The sequence below is a fragment of the Lysinibacillus sp. EB271-A1-10B genome, from assembly GCF_058791335.1.
The window spans coordinates 78,484-100,170 of sequence record NZ_JBYTDL010000005.1 but is presented as its reverse complement, the minus strand read 5'-3'; the positions used below and the strand labels follow the sequence as shown (position 1 = coordinate 100,170).

23 protein-coding genes are annotated in these 21,687 nt (G+C 36.9%); 22 read left to right on the top strand and 1 reads right to left on the bottom strand.

The features are described from left to right. Positions 1 to 113 precede the first annotated feature (113 nt). Positions 114 to 752 (bottom strand): YigZ family protein, encoded by a 639-nt coding sequence (locus AC3WSK_RS09385; RefSeq protein ID WP_492411825.1) that lies wholly within the window; start codon positions 750 to 752, stop codon positions 114 to 116. 167 nt (positions 753 to 919) lie between these two features. Here AC3WSK_RS09385 and AC3WSK_RS09380 point away from each other — a divergent pair, with 167 nt between their 5' ends. The 22 genes from AC3WSK_RS09380 to AC3WSK_RS09275 all read left to right on the top strand — a co-directional run bounded on the left by AC3WSK_RS09380 (position 920) and on the right by AC3WSK_RS09275 (position 21,677). Next, positions 920 to 2,068, top strand: a complete 1,149-nt coding sequence (locus AC3WSK_RS09380) for a sensor histidine kinase (protein WP_079559470.1) — start codon at positions 920 to 922, stop codon at positions 2,066 to 2,068. A gap of 36 nt (positions 2,069 to 2,104) precedes the next feature. After that, complete coding sequence (locus AC3WSK_RS09375; RefSeq protein WP_079559471.1) at positions 2,105 to 2,779, top strand: response regulator; 675 nt, start codon at positions 2,105 to 2,107, stop codon at positions 2,777 to 2,779. 683 nt (positions 2,780 to 3,462) lie between these two features. After that, entirely contained in the window at positions 3,463 to 4,005 is a 543-nt protein-coding gene (locus AC3WSK_RS09370; protein WP_427481737.1) for a nuclear transport factor 2 family protein, read from the top strand. 498 nt (positions 4,006 to 4,503) lie between these two features. After that, on the top strand, positions 4,504 to 5,346 hold the full coding sequence (locus AC3WSK_RS09365; protein WP_492411822.1) for a DegV family protein: 843 nt from the start codon (positions 4,504 to 4,506) through the stop codon (positions 5,344 to 5,346). 79 nt (positions 5,347 to 5,425) lie between these two features. Beyond that, the gene (locus tag AC3WSK_RS09360; protein WP_492411819.1) at positions 5,426 to 6,811 is read left to right on the top strand and encodes an ATP-dependent helicase ComFA; all 1,386 of its coding nucleotides are present in this window, start codon (positions 5,426 to 5,428) and stop codon (positions 6,809 to 6,811) included. Next, the gene (locus AC3WSK_RS09355; protein WP_427481742.1) at positions 6,808 to 7,398 is read left to right on the top strand and encodes a ComF family protein; all 591 of its coding nucleotides are present in this window, start codon (positions 6,808 to 6,810) and stop codon (positions 7,396 to 7,398) included. Before AC3WSK_RS09360 ends, AC3WSK_RS09355 begins: the two co-directional genes overlap by 4 nt. A 263-nt stretch (positions 7,399 to 7,661) precedes the next feature. Continuing rightward, complete coding sequence (locus tag AC3WSK_RS09350) at positions 7,662 to 8,075, top strand: TIGR03826 family flagellar region protein (protein WP_197139767.1); 414 nt, start codon at positions 7,662 to 7,664, stop codon at positions 8,073 to 8,075. 301 nt (positions 8,076 to 8,376) lie between these two features. Further along, the gene (gene flgM, locus AC3WSK_RS09345) at positions 8,377 to 8,637 is read left to right on the top strand and encodes a flagellar biosynthesis anti-sigma factor FlgM (protein WP_079559477.1); all 261 of its coding nucleotides are present in this window, start codon (positions 8,377 to 8,379) and stop codon (positions 8,635 to 8,637) included. Between the two features lie 27 nt (positions 8,638 to 8,664). Then, positions 8,665 to 9,165, top strand: a complete 501-nt coding sequence (locus AC3WSK_RS09340; RefSeq protein WP_079559478.1) for a flagellar protein FlgN — start codon at positions 8,665 to 8,667, stop codon at positions 9,163 to 9,165. Between the two features lie 66 nt (positions 9,166 to 9,231). Then, positions 9,232 to 10,788, top strand: coding sequence for a flagellar hook-associated protein FlgK (gene flgK, locus AC3WSK_RS09335; protein ID WP_492411816.1), 1,557 nt, complete (start codon positions 9,232 to 9,234; stop codon positions 10,786 to 10,788). A 41-nt stretch (positions 10,789 to 10,829) separates the two neighbouring features. Next, entirely contained in the window at positions 10,830 to 11,747 is a 918-nt protein-coding gene (gene flgL / locus AC3WSK_RS09330) for a flagellar hook-associated protein FlgL (RefSeq protein WP_427481745.1), read from the top strand. A 104-nt stretch (positions 11,748 to 11,851) separates the two neighbouring features. Continuing rightward, on the top strand, positions 11,852 to 12,415 hold the full coding sequence (locus AC3WSK_RS09325) for a DUF6470 family protein (RefSeq protein ID WP_492411814.1): 564 nt from the start codon (positions 11,852 to 11,854) through the stop codon (positions 12,413 to 12,415). 16 nt (positions 12,416 to 12,431) lie between these two features. Beyond that, positions 12,432 to 12,875: a flagellar assembly protein FliW gene (gene fliW / locus AC3WSK_RS09320; RefSeq protein ID WP_492411812.1), complete on the top strand. Its 444-nt coding sequence runs from the start codon at positions 12,432 to 12,434 to the stop codon at positions 12,873 to 12,875. Next, positions 12,875 to 13,093: a carbon storage regulator CsrA gene (gene csrA, locus AC3WSK_RS09315; protein WP_323645554.1), complete on the top strand. Its 219-nt coding sequence runs from the start codon at positions 12,875 to 12,877 to the stop codon at positions 13,091 to 13,093. Before fliW ends, csrA begins: the two co-directional genes overlap by 1 nt. 199 nt (positions 13,094 to 13,292) lie before the next feature. Beyond that, positions 13,293 to 14,219: a flagellin Hag gene (gene hag / locus AC3WSK_RS09310; protein ID WP_492411810.1), complete on the top strand. Its 927-nt coding sequence runs from the start codon at positions 13,293 to 13,295 to the stop codon at positions 14,217 to 14,219. A gap of 85 nt (positions 14,220 to 14,304) precedes the next feature. After that, positions 14,305 to 16,005, top strand: a complete 1,701-nt coding sequence (locus tag AC3WSK_RS09305) for a motility associated factor glycosyltransferase family protein (protein ID WP_492411808.1) — start codon at positions 14,305 to 14,307, stop codon at positions 16,003 to 16,005. Continuing rightward, positions 15,998 to 16,342: a DUF8042 domain-containing protein gene (locus tag AC3WSK_RS09300; RefSeq protein WP_492411806.1), complete on the top strand. Its 345-nt coding sequence runs from the start codon at positions 15,998 to 16,000 to the stop codon at positions 16,340 to 16,342. The genes AC3WSK_RS09305 and AC3WSK_RS09300 overlap by 8 nt, the downstream gene beginning before the upstream one ends. Further along, positions 16,342 to 17,541 carry a motility associated factor glycosyltransferase family protein gene (locus tag AC3WSK_RS09295; RefSeq protein ID WP_492411804.1) on the top strand — a complete coding sequence of 400 codons (1,200 nt, stop codon included), beginning with the start codon at positions 16,342 to 16,344 and terminating at the stop codon, positions 17,539 to 17,541. The genes AC3WSK_RS09300 and AC3WSK_RS09295 overlap by 1 nt, the downstream gene beginning before the upstream one ends. Positions 17,542 to 17,662: 121 nt before the next feature. Beyond that, positions 17,663 to 18,637 carry a UDP-N-acetylglucosamine 4,6-dehydratase (inverting) gene (gene pseB, locus AC3WSK_RS09290; RefSeq protein ID WP_492411803.1) on the top strand — a complete coding sequence of 325 codons (975 nt, stop codon included), beginning with the start codon at positions 17,663 to 17,665 and terminating at the stop codon, positions 18,635 to 18,637. Next, the gene (locus tag AC3WSK_RS09285; RefSeq protein WP_427481761.1) at positions 18,637 to 19,575 is read left to right on the top strand and encodes a UDP-glucuronic acid decarboxylase family protein; all 939 of its coding nucleotides are present in this window, start codon (positions 18,637 to 18,639) and stop codon (positions 19,573 to 19,575) included. The genes pseB and AC3WSK_RS09285 overlap by 1 nt, the downstream gene beginning before the upstream one ends. Continuing rightward, positions 19,576 to 20,463, top strand: coding sequence for a UTP--glucose-1-phosphate uridylyltransferase GalU (galU, locus tag AC3WSK_RS09280; RefSeq protein ID WP_492411800.1), 888 nt, complete (start codon positions 19,576 to 19,578; stop codon positions 20,461 to 20,463). Next, positions 20,460 to 21,677, top strand: a complete 1,218-nt coding sequence (locus AC3WSK_RS09275) for a UDP-glucose dehydrogenase family protein (RefSeq protein ID WP_427481765.1) — start codon at positions 20,460 to 20,462, stop codon at positions 21,675 to 21,677. The genes galU and AC3WSK_RS09275 overlap by 4 nt, the downstream gene beginning before the upstream one ends. Positions 21,678 to 21,687 lie beyond the last annotated feature (10 nt).

The window sequence follows — 21,687 nt, the reverse complement described above, 5'->3', positions numbered from 1 at the left end:
GATTATACTACGATTAAACTAAAATTTATGCAAATACATGTAATAAATAGGCAGTTTATAAAATAGCTTAACGTTAAAATTATACTATGCATAAATAGTTTCGGCAATTAAAACTATTTATCTACAATAAATTCAATAAATTGAGCATTCTCAAACGTAATGTTCGCCTGTCCGTTTGTCATTTCTGTTACCCAGTTTCGGAACTGTTCTTCCTCCTCTTTTAACACGGATACAATAATGTCGACGCCTTCCAAATAGCGAATTTCCTCTAAAGTATACGAAGAACCTCGAATTTCATTTTCCACTTTGCCAAGCCATGTGTAATCAACGGAAATTTTCATAAAATGATGAAGCTTTCGTTCGACAACCTGGGCAGCGAGTAAACCTTCTGTTGTCGCTTTTCCGTAAGCACGAATGAGACCGCCACCGCCAAGCTTAATGCCACCAAAGTAGCGTGTGACGACAACGACCGTATCTTTTAATCCTTGTTTTTTTAGGACTTCTAACATAGGGACGCCAGCTGTGCCACTAGGTTCCCCATCATCATTTGCTTTTTGAATATGATCATGCTCACCAATCATATAGGCTGAACAATTGTGTGTCGCATTATGATGCATTTTTTTTATACGTTCAATAAAAGAAATTGCATCCTCTTCCGTTTCTGCGCGTTCTATATAAGTAAGAAAGCGAGATTTAGAAATAACAATTTCGCTTTCGCCGTATCCTTTTACTGTTAAATAGTTTTCTCTCATCCGTACCAATCTCCTTTTAGGTAGAGTTCTATTTGACTTCTATTCTATAATTTTCATAAAGAAAAAGCATTAAATTTTAACAGTGGGATGATATAATGGGTGTAGACTATGTAATTGGTCTATTGAAATGGTAAGTAATCATAAGACATTAGACTGGGGAGTATACTATGTTTTCAAATGATACCTTCGATTTAAAGTCGCTTGATGACATATTTAATCGAATGTTAGAAACAATCATGAGCTCAAAGGACGATATCTTTATTATAAGTGAGCAAAGCCGTAGAAGCTTCGAAGATATGCAAAGAGAGCTAGAAATTGTTCGAAAACAAGTTTCAATTGTTATTGATGAAGGCGATGCTTTAGAAAAAAGCACACAGCTTGCCAAGCAAAGACTTGTGTTAGTGAGTAAAGCTTTTGATAATTATACCGAAGAACAAGTTAGAGAAGCGTATGAAACTGCACAGGATTTTCAAGTGAAGCTCTCCGTTATTAGAACACAGGAAAAGCAACTACGTGATAAACGAGATGATTTGGAGAGAAGGTTAAGAGCATTACTCGATACGATTGAACGTGCAGATCATATTGTCAATCAGGTAAATGTCGTTTTGAATTACTTAACTTCAGATTTAAAAAATGTTGGTTTAGCACTTGAACAAGCAAAAATGAAACAAGATTTTGGTATACGTATCATTGCGGCGCAGGAAGAGGAGCGCAAACGTCTATCTAGGGAAATCCATGATGGACCTGCTCAGATGCTCGCAAATGTACTAATGCGCACTGATTTAATAGACAGAACGTATCGTGAAAAGGGCATTGAATATGCTTTGGCAGAAATTGCTGATTTAAAGAAAACGGTGCGTAATGCATTATCAGAGGTGCGACGTATCATCTATGATTTAAGACCAATGGCACTTGATGATTTGGGAATTGTTCCGACATTAAAAAAGTACTTATCAACAGTGACTGAATATAATCCGGGTGTTGAGGTTCATTTCCAATCAAGAAGCACCGAAAAGCGTATACCATCAAACTATGAAGTATCTATTTTCCGCTTAGTGCAGGAATGTGTAACGAATGCCATGAAGCACGGAAAATGTAAGGATATTTGGGTCAAGCTTGAGTGGTTGAAAGATGCCGTAAATATCGTTGTAAAGGACGATGGCATAGGTTTCGATTCCCAGAAAGTTAAAGACCATTCCTTTGGGATTTTAGGTATGAAAGAACGTATTGAAATTTTGGATGGGACAATCTCAATTACAAGTGAGATAAATCGAGGTACGACGGTTGTATTTAAAATTCCGTTAGAAGTAGAATAAAACGATTGTTTGAGGAAATTTAGGGGGTAAAGACAAATGACGAAGATTATTATTGTAGACGATCACCAGCTATTCCGCGAAGGAGTAAAGCGTATTTTAGATTTTGAAGATACGTTTGATGTGGTAGCAGAAGGTGATGATGGTACGGATGTAGTATCTTTATATGCTGAAAATCAACCTGATGTTGTACTAATGGATATTAATATGCCGGGGAAAAATGGCGTAGAGGCAACAGCAGATTTAATTAATGAGTACCCAGATGCAAAGGTTATTATGCTTTCTATCCATGATGATGAAACATACGTAACACACGCACTAAAATCTGGCTCACTAGGCTATATGCTGAAAGAAATGGATGCGGATGAAATTGTTGAAGCTATTAAAGTAGTTGCCAATGGTGGATCTTATTTACATCCAAAAGTAACTAAAAATTTAGTAGCGGAATTCCGTCGCCTTTCTGAGCATGAAAATAAAGGTAACTTCCATCAAACAGAAATTCGTCGCCCATTCCATTTGTTAACAAAGCGTGAATGTGAAGTGTTACAATTATTAACAGATGGACAATCAAACCGTACAATTGGTGAGACGCTATTCATTTCTGAAAAAACAGTTAAAAACCACGTTTCAAGCATTTTACAAAAAATGAATGTAAACGACCGTACACAAGCTGTTGTTACAGCCATCAAAAATGGCTGGGTTGAAGTACGCTAATAGCATATATTGTATGTAACTTCTTTCAGGAGAATTGTAAGAAGTTAGAGCCTCTGGTGAATGTCACGGAATCGGAAAGGAGTTCTTTGCCCTAGCACAAAACCGATTCCGGACGCAATTATGCCGAGGTATAATTGATAGCTGTTTTTAAAGGCTACTATATTATTTAGTAGTTTTTAAAACAGTTTTTTTTATGGGAATGAATTGTCGAAAAATGTAACAATTTATACATAGAGAACGATAAACTACTTTCAGCATTCATCTCCTACCTCTATATGTGGTGAGATGAATGAGGTTTTAAGTTACTTTTCAGTGGGTATCTAAACATCCGCTGAAATATAGGAACTCAGTCTAAGAACGCCACGTCCTGTGGCAACGACTGAGTGACCAACATCACGTTGGCCCAAAGCTCCGGCGGATGTCACGGAAATCGGAAAGGAGTTCACATAGGATGTTAGCCTAAAACCATCGCATCCATGCGATAACGGCTAACTGACCTGCATCGTGCAGGCCCAAGCACAAAGCCGACTCCGGACGCAATTATGCCGAGGCATAATTGATTTAGTGCAACATTTTATAAGCGTGGGCGTCATAAGGAAGATATAGCACCTAAATGTTGAAAATACACAACAAAATTCCTACAACGGGATTTATATGCTACAATATGCGCGGGAGGTTTTTTGATGTTAAAGAAAAGTTTTCTAGCAGTTCTTACTTTATTAATGTTAACTGCCTGTGGTAATAAAAAAGATGAAATGAATGCAGAAGAACGACAAAAAATCATTGATGATGGAACCGTCGGATTTGAAATGAATGGTGGGCAAATAACGAAGGCAGAAAATGTCCCTGCTAATGAAGGAAAAGCAATTTTACTAGCCTTTAATGAATATATTGAAACTTTTAATTCAAAAGATATTGATCGTTATATGCAAACGCTCTCGAAGAATCCAAAAGGTTTCGACTATGATGAAGAAAAAGAATTCACGACAGAAGTATTTAAAGAGTCAGACGTTAAACGAGATGCTAAAGATACGACAATCATAAAATATAACGAAAATGAAGCACAGGTCCATTCCAATATAACATTACATTTAGTGCAAACTAAAACAAATGTGAAGCATGAAAGTGCAGGACAACAAGTTACAGTACTCGTCAAAGAAGATGGGGACTGGAAGGTCACTAGCGTCTTTTATATGGACGACACGAAATCAAGTACTGGCAAATAAAAATGAGGATCTCTTCATTCAGGCTAATCACTAAAAGTTGAGGTTGGGCGATTTCCTGGGCATTAGCGTCAAAGACAAGCCCCTAGAGCGAGCGCAGTAGTAACGATGGCAAAAAGCATCACGCCTAACTGCTTATTGGACTTGCTTCATAAGAAAGGAAATCAACCCCTCTTTATGGTGATGAGCCTTTTTTTATTCAAAGAAGGATTAATAGGGTGGAAATCAACCTCGTTTGGTTATGGGGAGATTTATATATAAGAAATGAATGTGAAATGAATGCTAAGTTAAAGCTTCGGACCCAATTATGCCGAGGCATAATTGATTAATTTAGCAGTTGTCTAGAATGTTGAAAGAGTGAAGCGACTTCCTCCTATTCGACGCTTAGACAAGATTACGTTATGTCGTAATTCATTTCATATTCATTTCTTTTTATCTTCTCAACAATTGCGTCGAGGCGCAATTGATTGTAAACTAGTTAGAATAGGAGAGTGGACATGGATGAGGACAGCAATCGTAACAGATAGTACTGCATATATTTCGGCTGAGGAACGAGCACGCTTAAACATTCATATGATTCCGTTAAGTGTAAATATCTCAGGTCAACTTTTTGAAGAAGAAGTAGATATCACGGCATCTGAATTTTATGATAAAGTACGTGGGGCAAAAGAATTCCCGAAAACAACCCAGCCTCCAATTGGAGAATTTGTCGCTCTCTTTGAAGAGCTGGCAAAAGAGTATGATGAGGTAATATCTATTCATTTATCTAGTGGTATCAGTGGTACATATCAGGGGGCCATTCAAGCTGGCGATATGGTGGAAGGCATTGATGTGTCCGCTTTTGATAGTGAAATATCCTGTGCGGTGCAGGGTTTTTACGTTCTACGAGCAGCTGAATTGGCGGTTCAGGGCTTGTCTGCAAAAGAGATTCACGCTTCGTTGGAGGACATGAAGCAATCAGTTCGTGCTTACTTCATTGTAGATGACTTAGCGCACTTACAACGTGGGGGACGTCTGTCTGCAGCAGCGGCATTAATCGGCGGCTTATTACAAGTAAAACCGATTCTGCATTTTGCGGACAAGGTCATTGTACCTTTTGAAAAAATTCGTACACGTAAAAAAGCATTAAAGCGTGCGGAAGAGCTACTAGCTGAAGATGCTAAAAAGTATGAAGCAATGGACGCTGTTGTAATCCACGGGAATTGCCTGGCTGAAGCAGAAGAATGGCTAGCACAACTAGCAGCAACCTACCCGAACGTTAACTTTAAAATGAGCTATTTCGGTCCCGTTATTGGCACACACTTAGGTGAAGGCTCAATGGGTCTAGGTTGGGCAAAAAAATAATAGTAAGTGAGACAGTCTCTACAGGAAATGTGTAGAGGCTGTTTTTTTTATTTAGAAACTTTTTACCGAAAAAAACGACATGAAAGGGAGCGAAGCGATGACATACAAAGGTTGGTTGTTGCCACCTGCATTACGAGATTTCCATGAAGGACGTATTTGGTTGAAGGAGCATGCCCCATTTTCCAAGGAAGATATTGAGAAATCAATCAAGAATAAATACTTCCATATAATAGAAGGAATTCAAAAAGAGCTACATGTAAAATGCAATCGTTGCCATAATGAAGATCTTCAGCAATTTACAACGTTTGATTGTTCAAAGTGTCTGCAGCAATGTATATATTGTAGGCATTGTCTGAATATGGGCAGAGTGAGTAGTTGTACACAATTGATGATTTGGACAGGCCCTCGCGCAATTAGGACAAAAAAGCATTCACTCGAGTGGGCGGGGCAATTGACAGTGCTTCAACAGAGGGCGGCAAATGAAATGCTAGAAAGTGTGAAGGGAAGGAGCTCCCATCTTTTGCATGCGGTATGTGGGGCGGGTAAAACAGAGCTACTTTTCCCGACTGTTCATTATGCGTTAGAGCAAGGCATGCGAGTATGTATCGCTACGCCTCGTACAGATGTAGTGTTAGAGTTATATCCACGCTTTCAAAAAGTTTTCCCGCAAACGATAATCCATGCATTATATGGTAAATCACCAAAGCAGGAGGGCTACGCCCAGCTCGTGTTGGCGACAACACACCAGCTTTATCGATTTGACCGAGCGTTTGACGTCATGATTGTTGATGAAGCTGATGCCTTTCCGTATACATTTGATGAAACGTTGCAAAATGCAGTCCAACAGTCAAAAACAGAAAGTGCGCCACTATTGTTGGTCACGGCAACCCCTTCTCCTAAACTACTTACTCAGTATCAAAATGAAAGCTATTCATTTATCCCGAAGCGCTATCATGATCGTCCATTACCAGTCCCTCGATTTCATTCCCTATGGCGCTATGAAAAAAGCTTGAAACGAGGGAAAATTCCTCGAAAGCTAAAACAATGGACAGAGGAGCGCCTTGCACGCAAAGAGCCATTTCTATTATTTTTTCCAAAAGTAGAGTTAATGAAAATAGCAACACCTCTTTTTCAATTATTAGATGACAGCATCATGGCAGTACATGCGGAAGATCCGGAGCGTAAAGAGAAGGTGCTTAAACTACGTGATAAAGAAGTGCCAGGTTTACTGACTACGACTATTTTAGAAAGAGGGATTACGATCAAGAATGTACAGGTTGCAGTGATTGGGGCAGAATCGACCATTTTTACTTCAAGTGCACTCATACAAATCGCAGGGCGAGTTGGCCGAAATGCTGATTTTGCAGAGGGAGACGTCGAATTTTTTCATCATGGGATTACGGCTGAAATGGATGATGCTCGGACAAAAATTCTTTATTACAATAAGAAAGGATTTTTATCATGAATAAAATTGAAACACTGTGCTTATTATGCTCACAGCCTTTGCAATCAGCAATCTCATGGAAACTACTTTTAACAAAACAATTTCAGCCAACTATCTGTGATAGGTGCTCTGCTCAGTTTGAATATTCCTCAACAGCAACGGCACTTTACCAATATAATGATGCGATGAAAGACTTTTTACACCAATATAAATTTCTTCAGGATGTTGCACTTGCTAAAGTATTTCGGCAGGAGCTACATGCACGATTGAAGCATGAAAAAGTAACCATTATACCGATTCCTATGCACCCCGTTAAGCAAAGGGAACGTACATTTTCGCATATGGAGGAGTTATTGAAGGCTGCGAATATTCCTTTTATACAACTTTTAGAAAAGACGACGACAGAAACGCAAAGCTCCAAAAATAGAGAGCAGCGAAACCAAGTCGCATCTCTTTTCCGTCTGATGGATGGAGCCCATGTAGAGCATAAAGAATACTTTCTTTTTGACGATATAAAAACGACGGGGACGACTTTAAGGCATGCTACTGAGGTTTTATTAAATGCAGGCGCCGAAAATGTCAAAAGCTTCACACTAATTAATGGATGAAAATGCTAATGCATTGTGTATAATAGATTACGAGTAAATAAGGTTCGTTTAGCTGTTATTATCTTCATTCAGACACTTACTGAATGAGGAACTCAGTCTAAGAACGCCACGTCCTGTGGCAACGACTGAGTGACCAACATCACGTTGGCCTAAAGCCTCCGGCGGATGTCACGGATTTTGAAAGGAATGAATGGTGCCCGGCACAATTCAAAATCCAGACGGAATTACGCCAAGGCGCAATTGATTTAAGAGGAGGAAGAAAGATGGCAGAGGTTCGCAATTGTCCGAAATGTAATGAGTTTTTTAATTATATAGGGGTCAGAGAAGTATGTCATAAATGCGCTCAATCAGAAGAAGAATTATATCAAATCGTTTATCGCTTTTTACGTAAACGTGAAAACCGTGCGGCGACAGTAGAACGTATTGTTGAAGCAACAGGAGCTGAAGAGGAACTGTTGTATAAATGGGTACGCAAAGGACGCTTACAGCCTGCAATGTTCCCGAATCTTGGCTACCCATGTGATAACTGTGGTCACTTAACGACAACAGGCAAGCTTTGTACAAAATGTCAGGATGAATTGAAGGCGGATTTACGTACATTTGAGGCAGCGAAGGAGTTCCGTGACAGTGTGGCAGATCGTGATCGTGTAACCTATCATGCAGACCGAAAACGTTAACTTATTTCAGTGAGTGTCCAAACACCCGCTGAAATAGAGGAACTCAGGCTAAGAGCTTCACATCCTGTGAAAACGCCTGGAATCGGCTTTGTGCGTGATCCAGGTCAGTTAGCCGTTATCGCCTGGAAGCGATGATTTTAGGCTGATATCTTATATTGCAATTATACCGAGGCATAATTGATAGGTCTAAAGTGTGTTAATTTTAAACAAAATTAGCACACTTTTTTCTATTTGAAAACTTAACATTATGTGAGACAATCCGAAATAATAGTAAGATAAGCTTTTAGACAGGGGGGATTACATGAAAATTACATCATATGGTATTAATGCAGTGAACGCCTATAACAATCAGGTGCGCAATGTAAAATCAAGCACTAACAAGGCATCCTTCACAGATAAAATCGAAATTTCAAAGACTGCACAAGAGATGCAAGGGATTTCAACATATAACACAGAGCGTGCAGACCGCGTAAAACAATTAAAAGAAGATATCGCATCTGGTGAATACAAAGTAGACGCTCGCAAAGTGGCAGAAGATATGCTGAAATATTATCGTTTCTAAGGAATTTCAGAAAGGGTGCTTCGCAATATGTCTGTAGAAACGATTTGTTCTACACTAACAAAACTAGAAAGAATGCATAAAAGCTTACTTGAATTAGCTATAAAAAAAACTGAAATCATTACAGCTGGCGATATTGAAGCACTGGACCAAATGCTCAAGGATGAGCAGGCACATGTAGCAGCCATCGATAAGCTCGAGCAACAGCGTCAGAAACAGGTAACGGATTACCTTGGGGCAAAAGGATTTGCTTCAACTGACAAAGCAACTGTCGCTGATGTCATCGAGGCCGCTGAACAACAGACTGAAAAAGACACGCTCTCAGCTGTTCGCAATCGATTATTGCAAATTGTCAATGACTTAAAAAAACAAAACGATTTAAATCAAAAACTCGTGTTCCAATCACTACAATTTGTCAATCTGACAATGGGTTCCTTACGACCTCAGAACGAGCAAATGAACTACTCTGGTAGTGAGATACGTGGAACAAATAAGGTTGCTAAAAAATCATTTTTTGATTCTCAAGCTTAGTTTCTTGCGCCCATGCAAGAAACATTTGCTTGGAATTATAAATGTTCATAAAAAGGAGGAAAAAGAATGCGCTCAACATTTATGGGCTTAGAAGCTAGTAAACGCGGTTTATTTACACAACAAACAGCTCTATATACAACAGGACATAATATTTCCAATGCAAATACATTAGGTTACTCTCGCCAACGAGTAAATATGCAAGCAACACAAGGTTTCCCACAAGCTGGTTTAAATCAACCTAACTATCCAGGGCATCTAGGAACTGGGGTTGAAGCGGGATCGATTCAACGTATGCGTGATGAATTTGTTGATCGTCAATTCCGTCAAGAAACAAACAAACTAGGCTATTGGGAATCACGTTCAAATGCGATTTCTCAAATGGAAGATATAATGGACGAACCGTCTCAATATGGTTTAAACGCAGCATTAGAACAGTTCTGGAAAGGTCTTCAAGATGTCAGCACAAACCCAGAAAATACAGCCTCCCGTAAAGTAGCGATACAACGTGCTGACCACCTAGCTGAATCATTTAGATATATGGACAAGCAGATAAAAACAATTCAAGGCAATTTAGGAAATGAAATTAATGTAGCGACGAATCGTATTAATTCGCTCTTAAAGCAAATTGCTGCCATCAATAAACAAGTGCAGGAAGTAGAACCGAATGGTCATGTACCGAACGACTTATACGATGCACGTGATGTTCTAATCGATGAATTAAATAATTACATACCTGTATCCATTAAACGTGTCGAATCTGGCGGAAATGCTAGTGCTGTGGCTGAAGGAAGCGTGACAGTTGTATTCAAGCCATATGGTACAGATAAAGAGATTGAGCTAGTGAATGGTAGAGACTTTGCTACTATTGAAGTAAATGGCACTGTCGCAGATCCAAGTGGTTCCAAGCAAATTAATGGCAACGACTTGTCCAATGTGTTCTCATCTATTCAAGTAAGTGGACTTGGTACATCAGAAACCATTACATATGACCAGTTAGAACCAGGTAAAGGGAAAATGTTATCTCTTATTGATTCGTACGGATACGATAGTCCAGGTGGACCAAAAGGGTATTACGTCGAAACATTAGCTGACCTTAATAAATTGGCAGTTAAATTTGCTGAAGCCTTCAATAAAATGCATAAGCAAGGTTATGATTTAACAGGTGTTCAAAATGGTTTAGATTTCTTTACTACGGAAGATGGATTACCAATAACTGCAGGCAATATTAAGGTAAATGATGAATTTTTAAAAGATCCTTCTAAATTAGCTGCATCTGATGCGGCAAATGAAGAAGGAAATGGTAAATTTGCACTTGAACTCGCTAATCTTCAATCAAAAAGCCAAGCCGATTTAGATGGTGCGACGTTTAACTCCTTCTATCAAGGGATGATTGGAAAACTAGGAACTGATGGTGAAGAAGCTTATCGCTTAAACATGACTTCTCAAAAATTATTAGTAACACTTTCAGGTAACCGTGCTTCAGTAAGTTCTGTGTCCCTTGATGAGGAAATGACAAATATGATTACGTTCCAACAAGCATATAATGCCAACGCACGTATGATTACAGTTGTCGATGAAACATTAGACAAAATCATTAACGGCATGGGCCGTGTAGGACTATAGGAAATACTCTAGCATTAAGATAGAAAGGGGCTTTTAAAAATATGCGCGTAACACAATCCATGTTATCCAATAACATGCTTTTAAACTTAAATAATAGCTACAGTAAAATGTCTAAGCTGCAAGATCAAATCATGTCAAGTTCTAAAATTACTCGCCCTTCTGATGATCCTGTAATAGCAGTAAAAGGAATGGGCTATCGCCGTGATTTAGGTCAAGTTGAACAATATACACGTAATATGAATGAGGTTAATAACTGGTTAGACACAACAGACGAATCGCTCAACCAAGTTGGTGAACAGATGAAGCGTGTTCGTGAGCTCGTTATTCAAGCGGCTAACGATACGAATACACCGGACGAGCGTGCGAAAATCAAGTCTGAAATTGATCAAATTCGTCAGCAAATTCAAGATGTAGGAAACACAAAGATTGCCGATCGTTATATTTTCAGCGGAACACGTACTACTCAGCCGTTGTTTGAAAATGGTAAAATTGATCCAACAAAAGTAAACTCAGAAGATGTAGTTATTGAAGTTTATGATGGTATTCAGATGAAAGTGAATACTCCTGGAGCTGAACTTTTTCAAAATGTTGATGACATGATGGGGAAAATTTCAGATCTTTTAGATCCTAATCGTGCTGGTGGGCCAGCTACTGGTGAAGAAATCGGTAATGCGCTTGGAGGAGTAGCGGAACAAAGTAAAGGCGATGATATTACAGCGATGCATAATAAAATTCTCGAGGCTCAGGCTGATGTTGGGGCACGTCAAAATCGTGTAGAGTTAATGGAGAATCGCCTTTCTATCCGTGAGGTAAGTGTAACAAAGCAGTTGTCCGATAATGAAGATGTTGATTATGCGAAGGCTATTACGGAAATGGTTACTAGTGAATCAATTCATCAAGCTGCACTTTCTGTTGGTGCGAAAATTATTCAACAAACATTGGTAGATTTTATTAGGTAAAATAGTTTTACCTATTTAAATTCGACAATAGATCTTAACGAATAAGATTAAAAGAAGCGTTTGGACATTTTGTTCAGACGCTTTTCTTGAAAGGAGAGAAGCAGATGAGACTCCCACAAATTCAAATTTATACAACAGATGCAAAATTAGATCTTAATATATCAAAACCACAACAATCTATTAAACAACCAAAAGCAACACAGCATATTGAACAGCCAGCCGCTATTTTAGAAATTCGTACGACTAAAGGCATTTTAAAAATAGACTCTTCTCAGGCAAGAAGGGATATTGGGATGATAGGTCCATTAGAATCAAGTGCCAACTACGCAGAAAAAGGAAAACAAGAGAATCTACAGGGAATGGCACGTAGAGCGAGAGAGGGACGTCAAATGATGGTCAGCGCTGGTAAAGACCAAGGCCGTGCAACTATCCAAAATATCGCTAAACAAAATCATGGTCCACACCGTACCCCATTTAATATTAAATTTGTACCATCAGTAGGTTCTGTGAAAATAGACTATATACCAGGTACAACTGATGTCAATATTCAGCGGAGAGAGCCAATAATTGACGCAAAAGTGAACAAACCAATACACGAATACACGCCAGGAAAAGTAACTGGTACAATGGTACAAAGACCGGATGTTGATATCAATGTCGTCATTTAAAGGAGCGTATAAAAGAATGAAAATTGCTACTAAATTTTTAGGTGAAATCGAAATTGAGGAACAGGACATCTTAAAATTTGAACATGGTTTACTTGGATTAGAGAATGAAAAAAATTTCGTATTATTGCCTATAGATGCAGATCTTCCTTTAGCGATACTGCAATCTATTGATAATGTGGAAATTGGTTTTGTAGTTGCCTATCCATTCGCCTTCAAAAAAGATTACAGCTTTGATATATGTGAAGATGATCGTAATCAGCTACAAATTGAGAAGGAAGAGAACGTACTTACATACTCTATAGTAACAATGAAGGAAACTTTCCAAGAATCGACGATTAATTTACTGGCACCTATAATCATTAACATGGATAAAAAATGTGGTAAACAAATTGTCCTGCAAGATAATAAATCCTATCCATTGCGCTACCCAATGCAAACAATGGAAGGAAGTGCAAAATAATGCTAGTGCTTTCTCGAAAAAAAGATGAATCTATCATGATAGGCGATCAAATCGAAATTAAAATATTAGCTGTCGAAGGCGAACAAATTAAAATCGGCATTGTCGCGCCAAAAACAGTTAAAGTACACCGTTCCGAAGTTTTTGAAGCTATTCAAGCGCAAAATAGAGAAGCTTTAACAGCATCTTCAAGCTTCTTGGAACAGCTAAAGAAAAAATAAAGTCTATGTTTTTTAGTGATAATTTTAAGTTAGTAATCTATTACATAAAAAAATAAAAAAACTTTCGAAAAACTATTAAACATTTCCAACTAAATACGATATATAAATTGTAAGGGGCAGGAAGTACATACATACTACCTAATCCGAAATTCCACACGGATGTGGAATAACAAAACAAACATTCAAGGAGGAATTCCAAATGAGAATTCAACACAACATTTCAGCTTTAAACACACACCGTAACCTTACTTTTAACAACACTCAAGCTTCTAAAAACCTTGAGAAATTATCTTCAGGTTACAAAATCAACCGCGCTGGTGACGACGCTGCTGGTTTAGCAATCTCTGAAAAAATGCGTGGACAAATCCGTGGTCTTGATATGGCTACTAAAAACGCTCAAGACTCAATCTCTTTAATCCAAACTGCTGAGGGTGCACTTAACGAAACTCACTCAATTCTACAACGTATGCGTGAATTATCAGTTCAATCTTCGAACGATACAAACGTATCTTCTGACCGTGCTGCACTTCAATTAGAAATTAACTCTTTAGCTGAGGAAATCACTCGTATTTCTACAGATACTGAGTTTAACACTCAAAAATTACTTAACGGTAAATTTGGTGGTAAAGTTGGGGATGCTGGTGCATACGATATCAATAACGCTACTGCTGACGGCGGTAAAGTGTTCCACATCGGTGCTAACTCTGGCCAATCAATCAACTTAAGTATTAGTAACATGTCAGCTACTTCACTTGGTGTAAACTCTGCAGCTAAAGCTGATGATGTAAAAGAGTTAACAGCAACTGATAAAATTGGTACAACAGGTATTAATATCTCTACTCAAACTGCAGCAGATAACTCAATTACTATTATCGATAAAGCATTAAACCGTGTATCTGAAACTCGTGCATCTTTAGGTGCGGTTCAAAACCGTCTAGAGCACACTATTAACAACTTAGGCGCAACTTCTGAAAACTTAACAGCTGCTGAATCACGTATCCGTGACACAGATATGGCTAAAGAGATGATGGGCTTCACTAAGAACAACATCTTAATGCAAGCTGCACAATCTATGTTAGCTCAAGCTAACCAACAACCACAAGGCGTTCTACAATTATTAGGTTAATTTTAAACGCTAAACCTCTAGCTTTGGCTAGAGGTTTTTTTAAATATTTAAATCAATGTTGATAGAAGTATTGAGGTGATACGTTTTGAGTATAAATGTTGAGTTCATGCAAGCTAAAAATGGTGATGAGACATTAAAAATAAATGAGTATTTTATACATAGTAAATATAACCCTGTTAAAGAAGCTGAACAATTAGTAGATCGCCAATATACACCACATCACACTCATATCATTTTTGGTTATGGATGTGGTTATATTGTAGAAGCGTTATTAAATCGTAGATCATTTGAAGAAAATATAATCGTAGTAGATCCTTTATTTAATAACCAAACTTTAGAACTTAAACACCAAGCATCTAATCTATTTGCGTTTAATAGTACGGTTATTCCTATATTCGAGCTTTATATAAATGAGATTGCTGCAAATACACGTGTATCATTTAAAACGATATGTACTCCAAATTATGAAAAAGTATTCCCAAATGAGTACAAAGAATTGCTGAAAAAAATAGTTGATTTACAATATAAAAATAGAACAAATGATTATACGTTAATACGCTATGCGAAAGAATGGCAACGTAATTTTATTGAAAATTTACGTAATCTTAACGAAGATTGTACAATTGAGAAATTACATAAACAATATAATTGCCCTGTAGTGATAGCTTCTGGGGGCCCTTCTTTAACGAAACAAATACCTTTATTAAAAAAATATAGAAATAATATGATATTAATTTCAGCTGGCTCAACGACTAATTCATTATTAAGTAATGATATTGAGCCTGATTATGTTGTAACAATAGATGGTGGCGAACCAAATTATAACCATTTTAAACAATTGGACTTAATAAATGCTGAAATAATTTATAGTATGCAAAATCACTATAAGGTTAGAGAATCTTTCTCGCAAAGAGGATATTTAATTGGAACACATAGTTTCAATAAATTATCAAATTACCTTGAAAAAGAGTTAAATTTAAAATTGCCTACTTTAGAGTATGGCGGCAGTGTGGCACATGCTGCTTTTAATATCGCCCATTATATTTCGTCTGGGCCAATTGCATTAATCGGTCAGGATTTAGCGTATACCGATAATTTAACACATGCTGCAAACAATAAAAATGCTAGAAAGATTGATGAAGCATTTATTAAAGAACAAGAAGCTTTTCAAGTTGAAGGGTTTTATGGAGAGCCTGTTTGGACAAACCCTGTCTTCCAATCAATGAAATTAGATTTTGAAGCCCTTATCATGGTAAGAAAGCCAGATGCACCTTATTTTAATTGTACTGAAGGCGGTATTAAGATAAATGGATTTGAGCAGCTAACTTTCGAAGGATTTCTAAAGAAATTTGCAAGTGATATAGAAATATCTAAAGTAACAAAAGTAAATGATACTAGCGTACACTTGGATATTCATGATAAATTAAAAAAAATTCTTATTAATTTAAATGAACTAAAAGAATTATTAATTAAAGGGTTAACAATTGTAAAAAAAATAGAGTCATTAAATCAGATCGATCAAAAAGCTCTAAAGAAATTAGATAGTATAGAGAAGAAAGTTAATAAACTTCTTGATAAAATTCCTATGGAGCCAATGACTAATTCTATTACAATAGATATTTTAAACCATTATTTACCAACCGAGAATGAAACTACAATAGAAACTTATAAACGAGTTAATAGGCAAACTAAAGCATTATATTCACAGCTACAAGATGCTATAAATTATACAGAGCAGTGCATCAAAAATGTATTAGACAATAGTGAGGTTGAAAACAATGAATGAAGTAATTGAAGTAATTAATAGTTACAATGAATATATTTTAAAAGTATCTTCAGGAAGTATTCAAATTGCAGAACATTTACGTAAAGATGAAGTACCAGAAGCTATGCAAATGATTTTACAGTTTTCAGAAGGAATGGGCTGGTTAGTAGAAGCGAGTGATTTACTTTCTAAAAATAAAGTAACAGTGCACTTACCAGTAGAACAGATTCATGAGTTTTTAAATGAAATTAACAGTGGGTTAGAACTGCAAGATTATGTATTAGTTGCAGATATGTTTGAATATGAAATCGCACCATTTTTTGAACAACTATCGCCAATTGAAGGGTTTGAAAACTAATGAACTGGGAAGTTGCTACCGCAAAAAATGGAGAAGCAACATTAACGTTAAATAACTATACGATCTATAGTAAATATAGTCCTAGGGAAGATGCATGGAAGTGGATAGATAGTGAATTTGAAGATTCCATGGAACAGTATTTTTTAATAGGTCTAGGTCTTGGCTATCATGCGGAAAGATTAGCACAATTAGCAAAAGGTAAAAGAGTCATTGTATATTTCTTTGAAAAATTAGAATATGAATTATTTTTGAATAACAAAGAATCTGATGATTTACTATTAAAAATAGAAGTTATTCATGATTTGAAAGATTTTATATTGAATGAAAAGACCCAGGTGCTGATTTCCGGTAGTTGGATAAAAGCAATTGGACAAGACCATCCACTATTTACTTATTTAGAAGATATAAAAATTAATCAAGTAACCTATAAAAGATCTGCTGATTTGATGGAAAATAATTTTAATTGCAACATGCACATTTCTCCAGAAATACGAAATTATCCAAAATATAAAAAGAAAATTGCATGTATTGTTGCATCAGGACCATCACTTAATAACACAGTAAGCTGGTTAAAGGAGATACAGGATAAAGTTGAGGTATTTGCAGTAGGCTCTGCATTAAAATTATTATTACTAAATGGAATAACACCCACAGCAGCTGTAATTTCAGATGCAAAGTCTGACATTATTAAACAAATTGAAGGCTCAGGATATCTAGGGCCATTATATTTTTTAAGCACTGCTAATGCCGAAACTGTTATCCAACATGAGGGAGACTCTTATATTATATTTCAACAAGGGTATCCTTTGGCCGAGGTAGCTGCAGAAAAGCATAAAAGGCCTTTGCTTGAGACGGGGGGCTCTGTATCTACAGTTACTATTAGTTTACTTGAATATTTGGATTTTGAAGAGATTATTTTATTTGGACAAGATCTAGGTTTTGTAGGCAATCAAACTCATGCCAAAGATTCTACATCGGGACGGGCAGTCAGTGGTGATTTGAATATAAGAGAAGTTCTTGCAAACGATGGCTCATTAGTTTATACGACACCGAATTTGCAAGTTTATACAAGGTGGATGGAAAATAAGGCTAAACGAATGTCGAAAAAACTTTATACTACATCAAAACAAGGTGTGTTTATACCTAAAGTACCATATATAAACCAAAATGAACTGAATAGAATTGTTAATTCAAATTAAAAGCCTACTGATATGTAGGTTTTTATTTATTATTGAGGAATTTTGTCGATATATATAGATAGAAGTTGGTTATATAATAAAATACATAAAATGAATGAATTAGAATGGAGATATACGCACTATGAACGTATTAAAAAATAAAACAGTTCTTGTAACAGGTGGAACAGGTTCCTTTGGAAAAAAATTTATACATAAAGCATTAACACTAGGTGTAAAAAAAATAATTGTTTTTAGTCGAGATGAATTAAAACAATATGAAATGAAACAAGATTTTGATGATGAAAGACTTCGTTTCTTTATCGGGGATGTTAGAGATAAAGATCGTCTATATCGAGCTTTTAACGGTGTAGATATTGTTATTCATGCAGCAGCAATGAAACATGTTGATGCCTGTGAATATAATCCATTTGAAGCGGTCAAAACAAATATACATGGTGCACAAAATATTATTGAAGCAGCTATAGATTGTGGAGTAGAAAAGGTAATTGCTCTTTCTACAGATAAAGCATGCAGTCCTGTAAATTTATACGGAGCGACGAAACTAGCTTCAGATAAATTATTCGTAGCTGCTAATGCCTATGTTGGAGATAAAAAAACAAGCTTTGCCGTTGTTCGTTATGGCAATGTAGCTGGTAGTCGTGGTAGTGTGGTGCCTTTCTTTAAAAAGATAAAAAAGACAGGGACATTGCCAGTTACAGATGAACGAATGACAAGATTTTGGATAACATTAGATCAAGGTGTACAGTTTGTGCTCGATAATTTAGAGCGCATGCATGGAGGAGAAATTTTTGTTCCTAAAATTCCAAGTATGAGAGTTATAGATTTAGCAAAAGCCATTGCACCAGAGTGCAAAATAGAGATTGTTGGTATTCGCCCAGGAGAAAAATTACATGAAGCGATGATTATGGAAGATGATGCTCGTCATACGGTGGAGTTTGATACATACTATGTTATTCAGCCTGAGTTTCCTTGGTGGTCAAAGACGTTTGCAGAAGGAGGTAAAGAATTACCTATGGGGTTTGCATATACGAGTGATAAGAATAAGGAATGGTTAACGATTGAAGAATTGCATGAATTCATGGAGGGCATGTTATAGTGAAACGGATTTTAGTAACAGGCGGAGCAGGCTTCTTAGGGTCACATTTAATTGACAGATTACTTGAACAAGGGCATGAGATTGTTTGTATCGATAACTTAAAGACAGGTTCTCTAGATAATATTGAGCATTTTCTTTTTAATGAGCGAATTACATTTATCCAACATGATGTTACGGAGTCATTCCCTGAACTTGGTCATTTTGATGAAATTTATAATTTAGCATGTCCCGCGAGTCCAGTACATTATCAATCTGACCCGATACATACATTTAAAACGAGTGTACTTGGAGTATTACATTTACTTGAACTTGCTCGAAAGACAGGGGCAAAAATTTTCCAAGCTTCTACATCGGAGATTTATGGTGATCCATTAGTGCACCCACAAACAGAGCATTACTGGGGAAATGTCAATCCGATTGGTATTCGTAGCTGCTATGATGAGGGGAAACGTGGCGCAGAAACTCTATTTTTTGATTATGCGAGAATGTACGATATCGAAATAAAAATTGCCCGTATTTTTAATACATATGGACCACGTATGGATGTAAAAGATGGACGTGTCGTAAGCAACTTTATCGTACAATCATTACAAAATAAGCATCTTACTGTATATGGTGATGGTCAACAAACACGTTCATTTTGCTATGTGGATGATCTTATAGAAGGCTTCTTGCTCTTAATGGAAACACCAAAGGAAATCACAGGACCTTTAAATCTGGGTAATCCAAATGAATTTACAATGTTACAGTTAGCAGAGAAAGTAATGAGATGGACAGGTAACGATACAACACTACAATTTAAGCTACTGCCCCAAGATGATCCGAAGCAGCGCAAGCCAGTTATAGATGAAGCAAAAAGACTGCTGAATTGGGAGCCGACTGTCATGCTTGATGAAGGGCTTCAAAAAACAATTGCCTATTTTAAGGAGCGGGTGTAAATGCAAAAAGTACGGAAAGCGGTAATTCCAGCTGCTGGGCTAGGCACACGCTTTTTGCCAGCAACGAAGGCGCAGCCGAAAGAAATGTTACCAATTGTAGATAAACCGACAATTCAGTACATAGTAGAAGAAGCAGTTGCATCTGGGATTGAAGATATTATTATTATTAGCGGCCGTAACAAGCGTTCCATTGAAGACCATTTCGATAAAACCTATGAGCTGGAAGAACTACTGATAAAAAAGAGAAAATGGGACGAACTTGAGCAAATCCAAGCGATTTCAAATTTAGCGAACATTCATTATATCCGTCAAAAAGAGGCGAAAGGCCTTGGTGATGCAATATATTGTGCACATCGTTTTATTGGTGATGAACCGTTTGCCGTACTATTAGGAGATATTATTCTACAAACAGAGAAGCCTGCATTGGCTCAACTCATCGAAACGTATGAAAAGGAACAAACTTCAGTAATCGGTGTACAAGCAGTAGGCATGGACGTAGTCAATCAATATGGTGTCATTAATCCAGATGGTGAAGTTGTAAAAGGCAAAGCTATAGAGGTAAAAGGCTTCGTCGAGAAGCCAAATGCTAAGGAAGCTCCTTCAAATCTAGCGATTATGGGGCGTTATGTGTTAAAACCAACCATTTTTAATGCATTGAAAGTAATTCAGCCTGGTACTGGAGATGAGATTCAGTTAACAGATGCAATTGAGCTACTCAATCAATCGGAGCGAATCGTGGCACATGATGTAAAGGGGATGTTATATGATTGTGGCAGTAAGTTTGGATTTGTACAGGCGACGATTGACTTTGCATTAGAGCGTGAGGATTTAAAAGAGGACGTTTTAACATACTTAAAAGAAGTTGTACAAAAGGTGGGACAATCATGATGAATGTAGCGGTGATTGGTACTGGATATGTAGGCCTTGTAACAGGCGTAGTACTTTCTGAGATTGGTCATACAGTTACTTGTATTGATATTGATGAAAATAAAGTGAAATCTTTAAAGTCAGGCAAGTCGCCAATTTATGAGCCAGGGTTAGATGATTTAATGATGAGAAATATTGGGAAAAATCGATTATCTTTTACAATGAGCCATAAAGAGGCGTTTAAAGAGGCTGAAATTGTATTTATTGCAGTTGGGACACCACAAAGTGAAAGTGGGGCTCCAGATTTAAGTTATATTAAGCAAGCAGCTAAGGACATCGCTTTAAATATTATACGTGACACAATTGTTGTTGTAAAAAGCACTGTGCCAGTCGGAACGAATGATTTAATAAAAACAATAATTGAAAAGCATCTCATAGTGAATGCATGCGTTGATATTGTTTCCAACCCAGAGTTTTTGCGTGAAGGCTTTGCGATTCATGATACATTTCATGCCGATCGAATCGTCATAGGTGCCGAATCAGAAGTAATTGGTGATAAAATAGAGCAATTGTATAAACCACTAAAATTACCAATCATTCGAACAAATCGTCGAAGTGCAGAAATGATTAAGTATGCAGCAAATGCGTTTTTAGCAGTAAAAATTAGTTATATTAATGAGATTGCAAACCTTTGCGAAAAAGTTGGTGTTAGTGTATTAGATGTGGCAGATGGAATGGGTATGGACCATAGAATAGGCCGTGCTTTCTTAAATCCCGGTCTAGGATATGGAGGTTCATGCTTCCCGAAAGATACAGAAGCAATTGCTTATTTAGGAAGAGAAAATGGCAATCCTATGACAATTATAGAATCTGCGATTAAGGTAAACTTTAGACAACAACAGCTATTTTTACAAAAGGTACTAGATTATTTTAATGATGATGTAATTGGTAAAGCAATTGGTATATTAGGACTAGCATTTAAACCAAATACAGATGATTTACGTGAGGCTCCATCGATTTATTTAATTGAAGAATTGAAAAAACGTGGGGCACTTGTGAAAGCATATGATCCTGTTGTAAAACATTTGCCCTGCTGTGTAGACTCAGTGAATGAAGTCATTGAAACTTCTGAAGTTATATTATTGGTTACAGAGTGGAATGAATTTAAAGAGATAGTTAAAGAAATATCTAACGAAATGGTAGTATTTGACGGAAGATATATGTTGAAGAAATAATACGAAAGTA

Coding starts and splice junctions, on each gene's coding strand:
- flgK (WP_492411816.1), top strand. CDS start 9,232: ATGCGCTCAACATTTATGGGCTTAGAAGCTAGTAAACGCGGTTTATTT.
- flgM (WP_079559477.1), top strand. CDS start 8,377: ATGAAAATTACATCATATGGTATTAATGCAGTGAACGCCTATAACAAT.
- galU (WP_492411800.1), top strand. CDS start 19,576: ATGCAAAAAGTACGGAAAGCGGTAATTCCAGCTGCTGGGCTAGGCACA.
- AC3WSK_RS09380 (WP_079559470.1), top strand. CDS start 920: ATGTTTTCAAATGATACCTTCGATTTAAAGTCGCTTGATGACATATTT.
- AC3WSK_RS09360 (WP_492411819.1), top strand. CDS start 5,426: ATGAAAGGGAGCGAAGCGATGACATACAAAGGTTGGTTGTTGCCACCT.
- AC3WSK_RS09370 (WP_427481737.1), top strand. CDS start 3,463: ATGTTAAAGAAAAGTTTTCTAGCAGTTCTTACTTTATTAATGTTAACT.
- AC3WSK_RS09295 (WP_492411804.1), top strand. CDS start 16,342: ATGAACTGGGAAGTTGCTACCGCAAAAAATGGAGAAGCAACATTAACG.
- AC3WSK_RS09350 (WP_197139767.1), top strand. CDS start 7,662: ATGGCAGAGGTTCGCAATTGTCCGAAATGTAATGAGTTTTTTAATTAT.
- pseB (WP_492411803.1), top strand. CDS start 17,663: ATGAACGTATTAAAAAATAAAACAGTTCTTGTAACAGGTGGAACAGGT.
- AC3WSK_RS09375 (WP_079559471.1), top strand. CDS start 2,105: ATGACGAAGATTATTATTGTAGACGATCACCAGCTATTCCGCGAAGGA.
- AC3WSK_RS09355 (WP_427481742.1), top strand. CDS start 6,808: ATGAATAAAATTGAAACACTGTGCTTATTATGCTCACAGCCTTTGCAA.
- hag (WP_492411810.1), top strand. CDS start 13,293: ATGAGAATTCAACACAACATTTCAGCTTTAAACACACACCGTAACCTT.
- flgL (WP_427481745.1), top strand. CDS start 10,830: ATGCGCGTAACACAATCCATGTTATCCAATAACATGCTTTTAAACTTA.
- AC3WSK_RS09325 (WP_492411814.1), top strand. CDS start 11,852: ATGAGACTCCCACAAATTCAAATTTATACAACAGATGCAAAATTAGAT.
- AC3WSK_RS09275 (WP_427481765.1), top strand. CDS start 20,460: ATGATGAATGTAGCGGTGATTGGTACTGGATATGTAGGCCTTGTAACA.
- AC3WSK_RS09385 (WP_492411825.1), bottom strand. CDS start 752: ATGAGAGAAAACTATTTAACAGTAAAAGGATACGGCGAAAGCGAAATT.
- csrA (WP_323645554.1), top strand. CDS start 12,875: ATGCTAGTGCTTTCTCGAAAAAAAGATGAATCTATCATGATAGGCGAT.
- fliW (WP_492411812.1), top strand. CDS start 12,432: ATGAAAATTGCTACTAAATTTTTAGGTGAAATCGAAATTGAGGAACAG.
- AC3WSK_RS09340 (WP_079559478.1), top strand. CDS start 8,665: ATGTCTGTAGAAACGATTTGTTCTACACTAACAAAACTAGAAAGAATG.
- AC3WSK_RS09300 (WP_492411806.1), top strand. CDS start 15,998: ATGAATGAAGTAATTGAAGTAATTAATAGTTACAATGAATATATTTTA.
- AC3WSK_RS09365 (WP_492411822.1), top strand. CDS start 4,504: ATGAGGACAGCAATCGTAACAGATAGTACTGCATATATTTCGGCTGAG.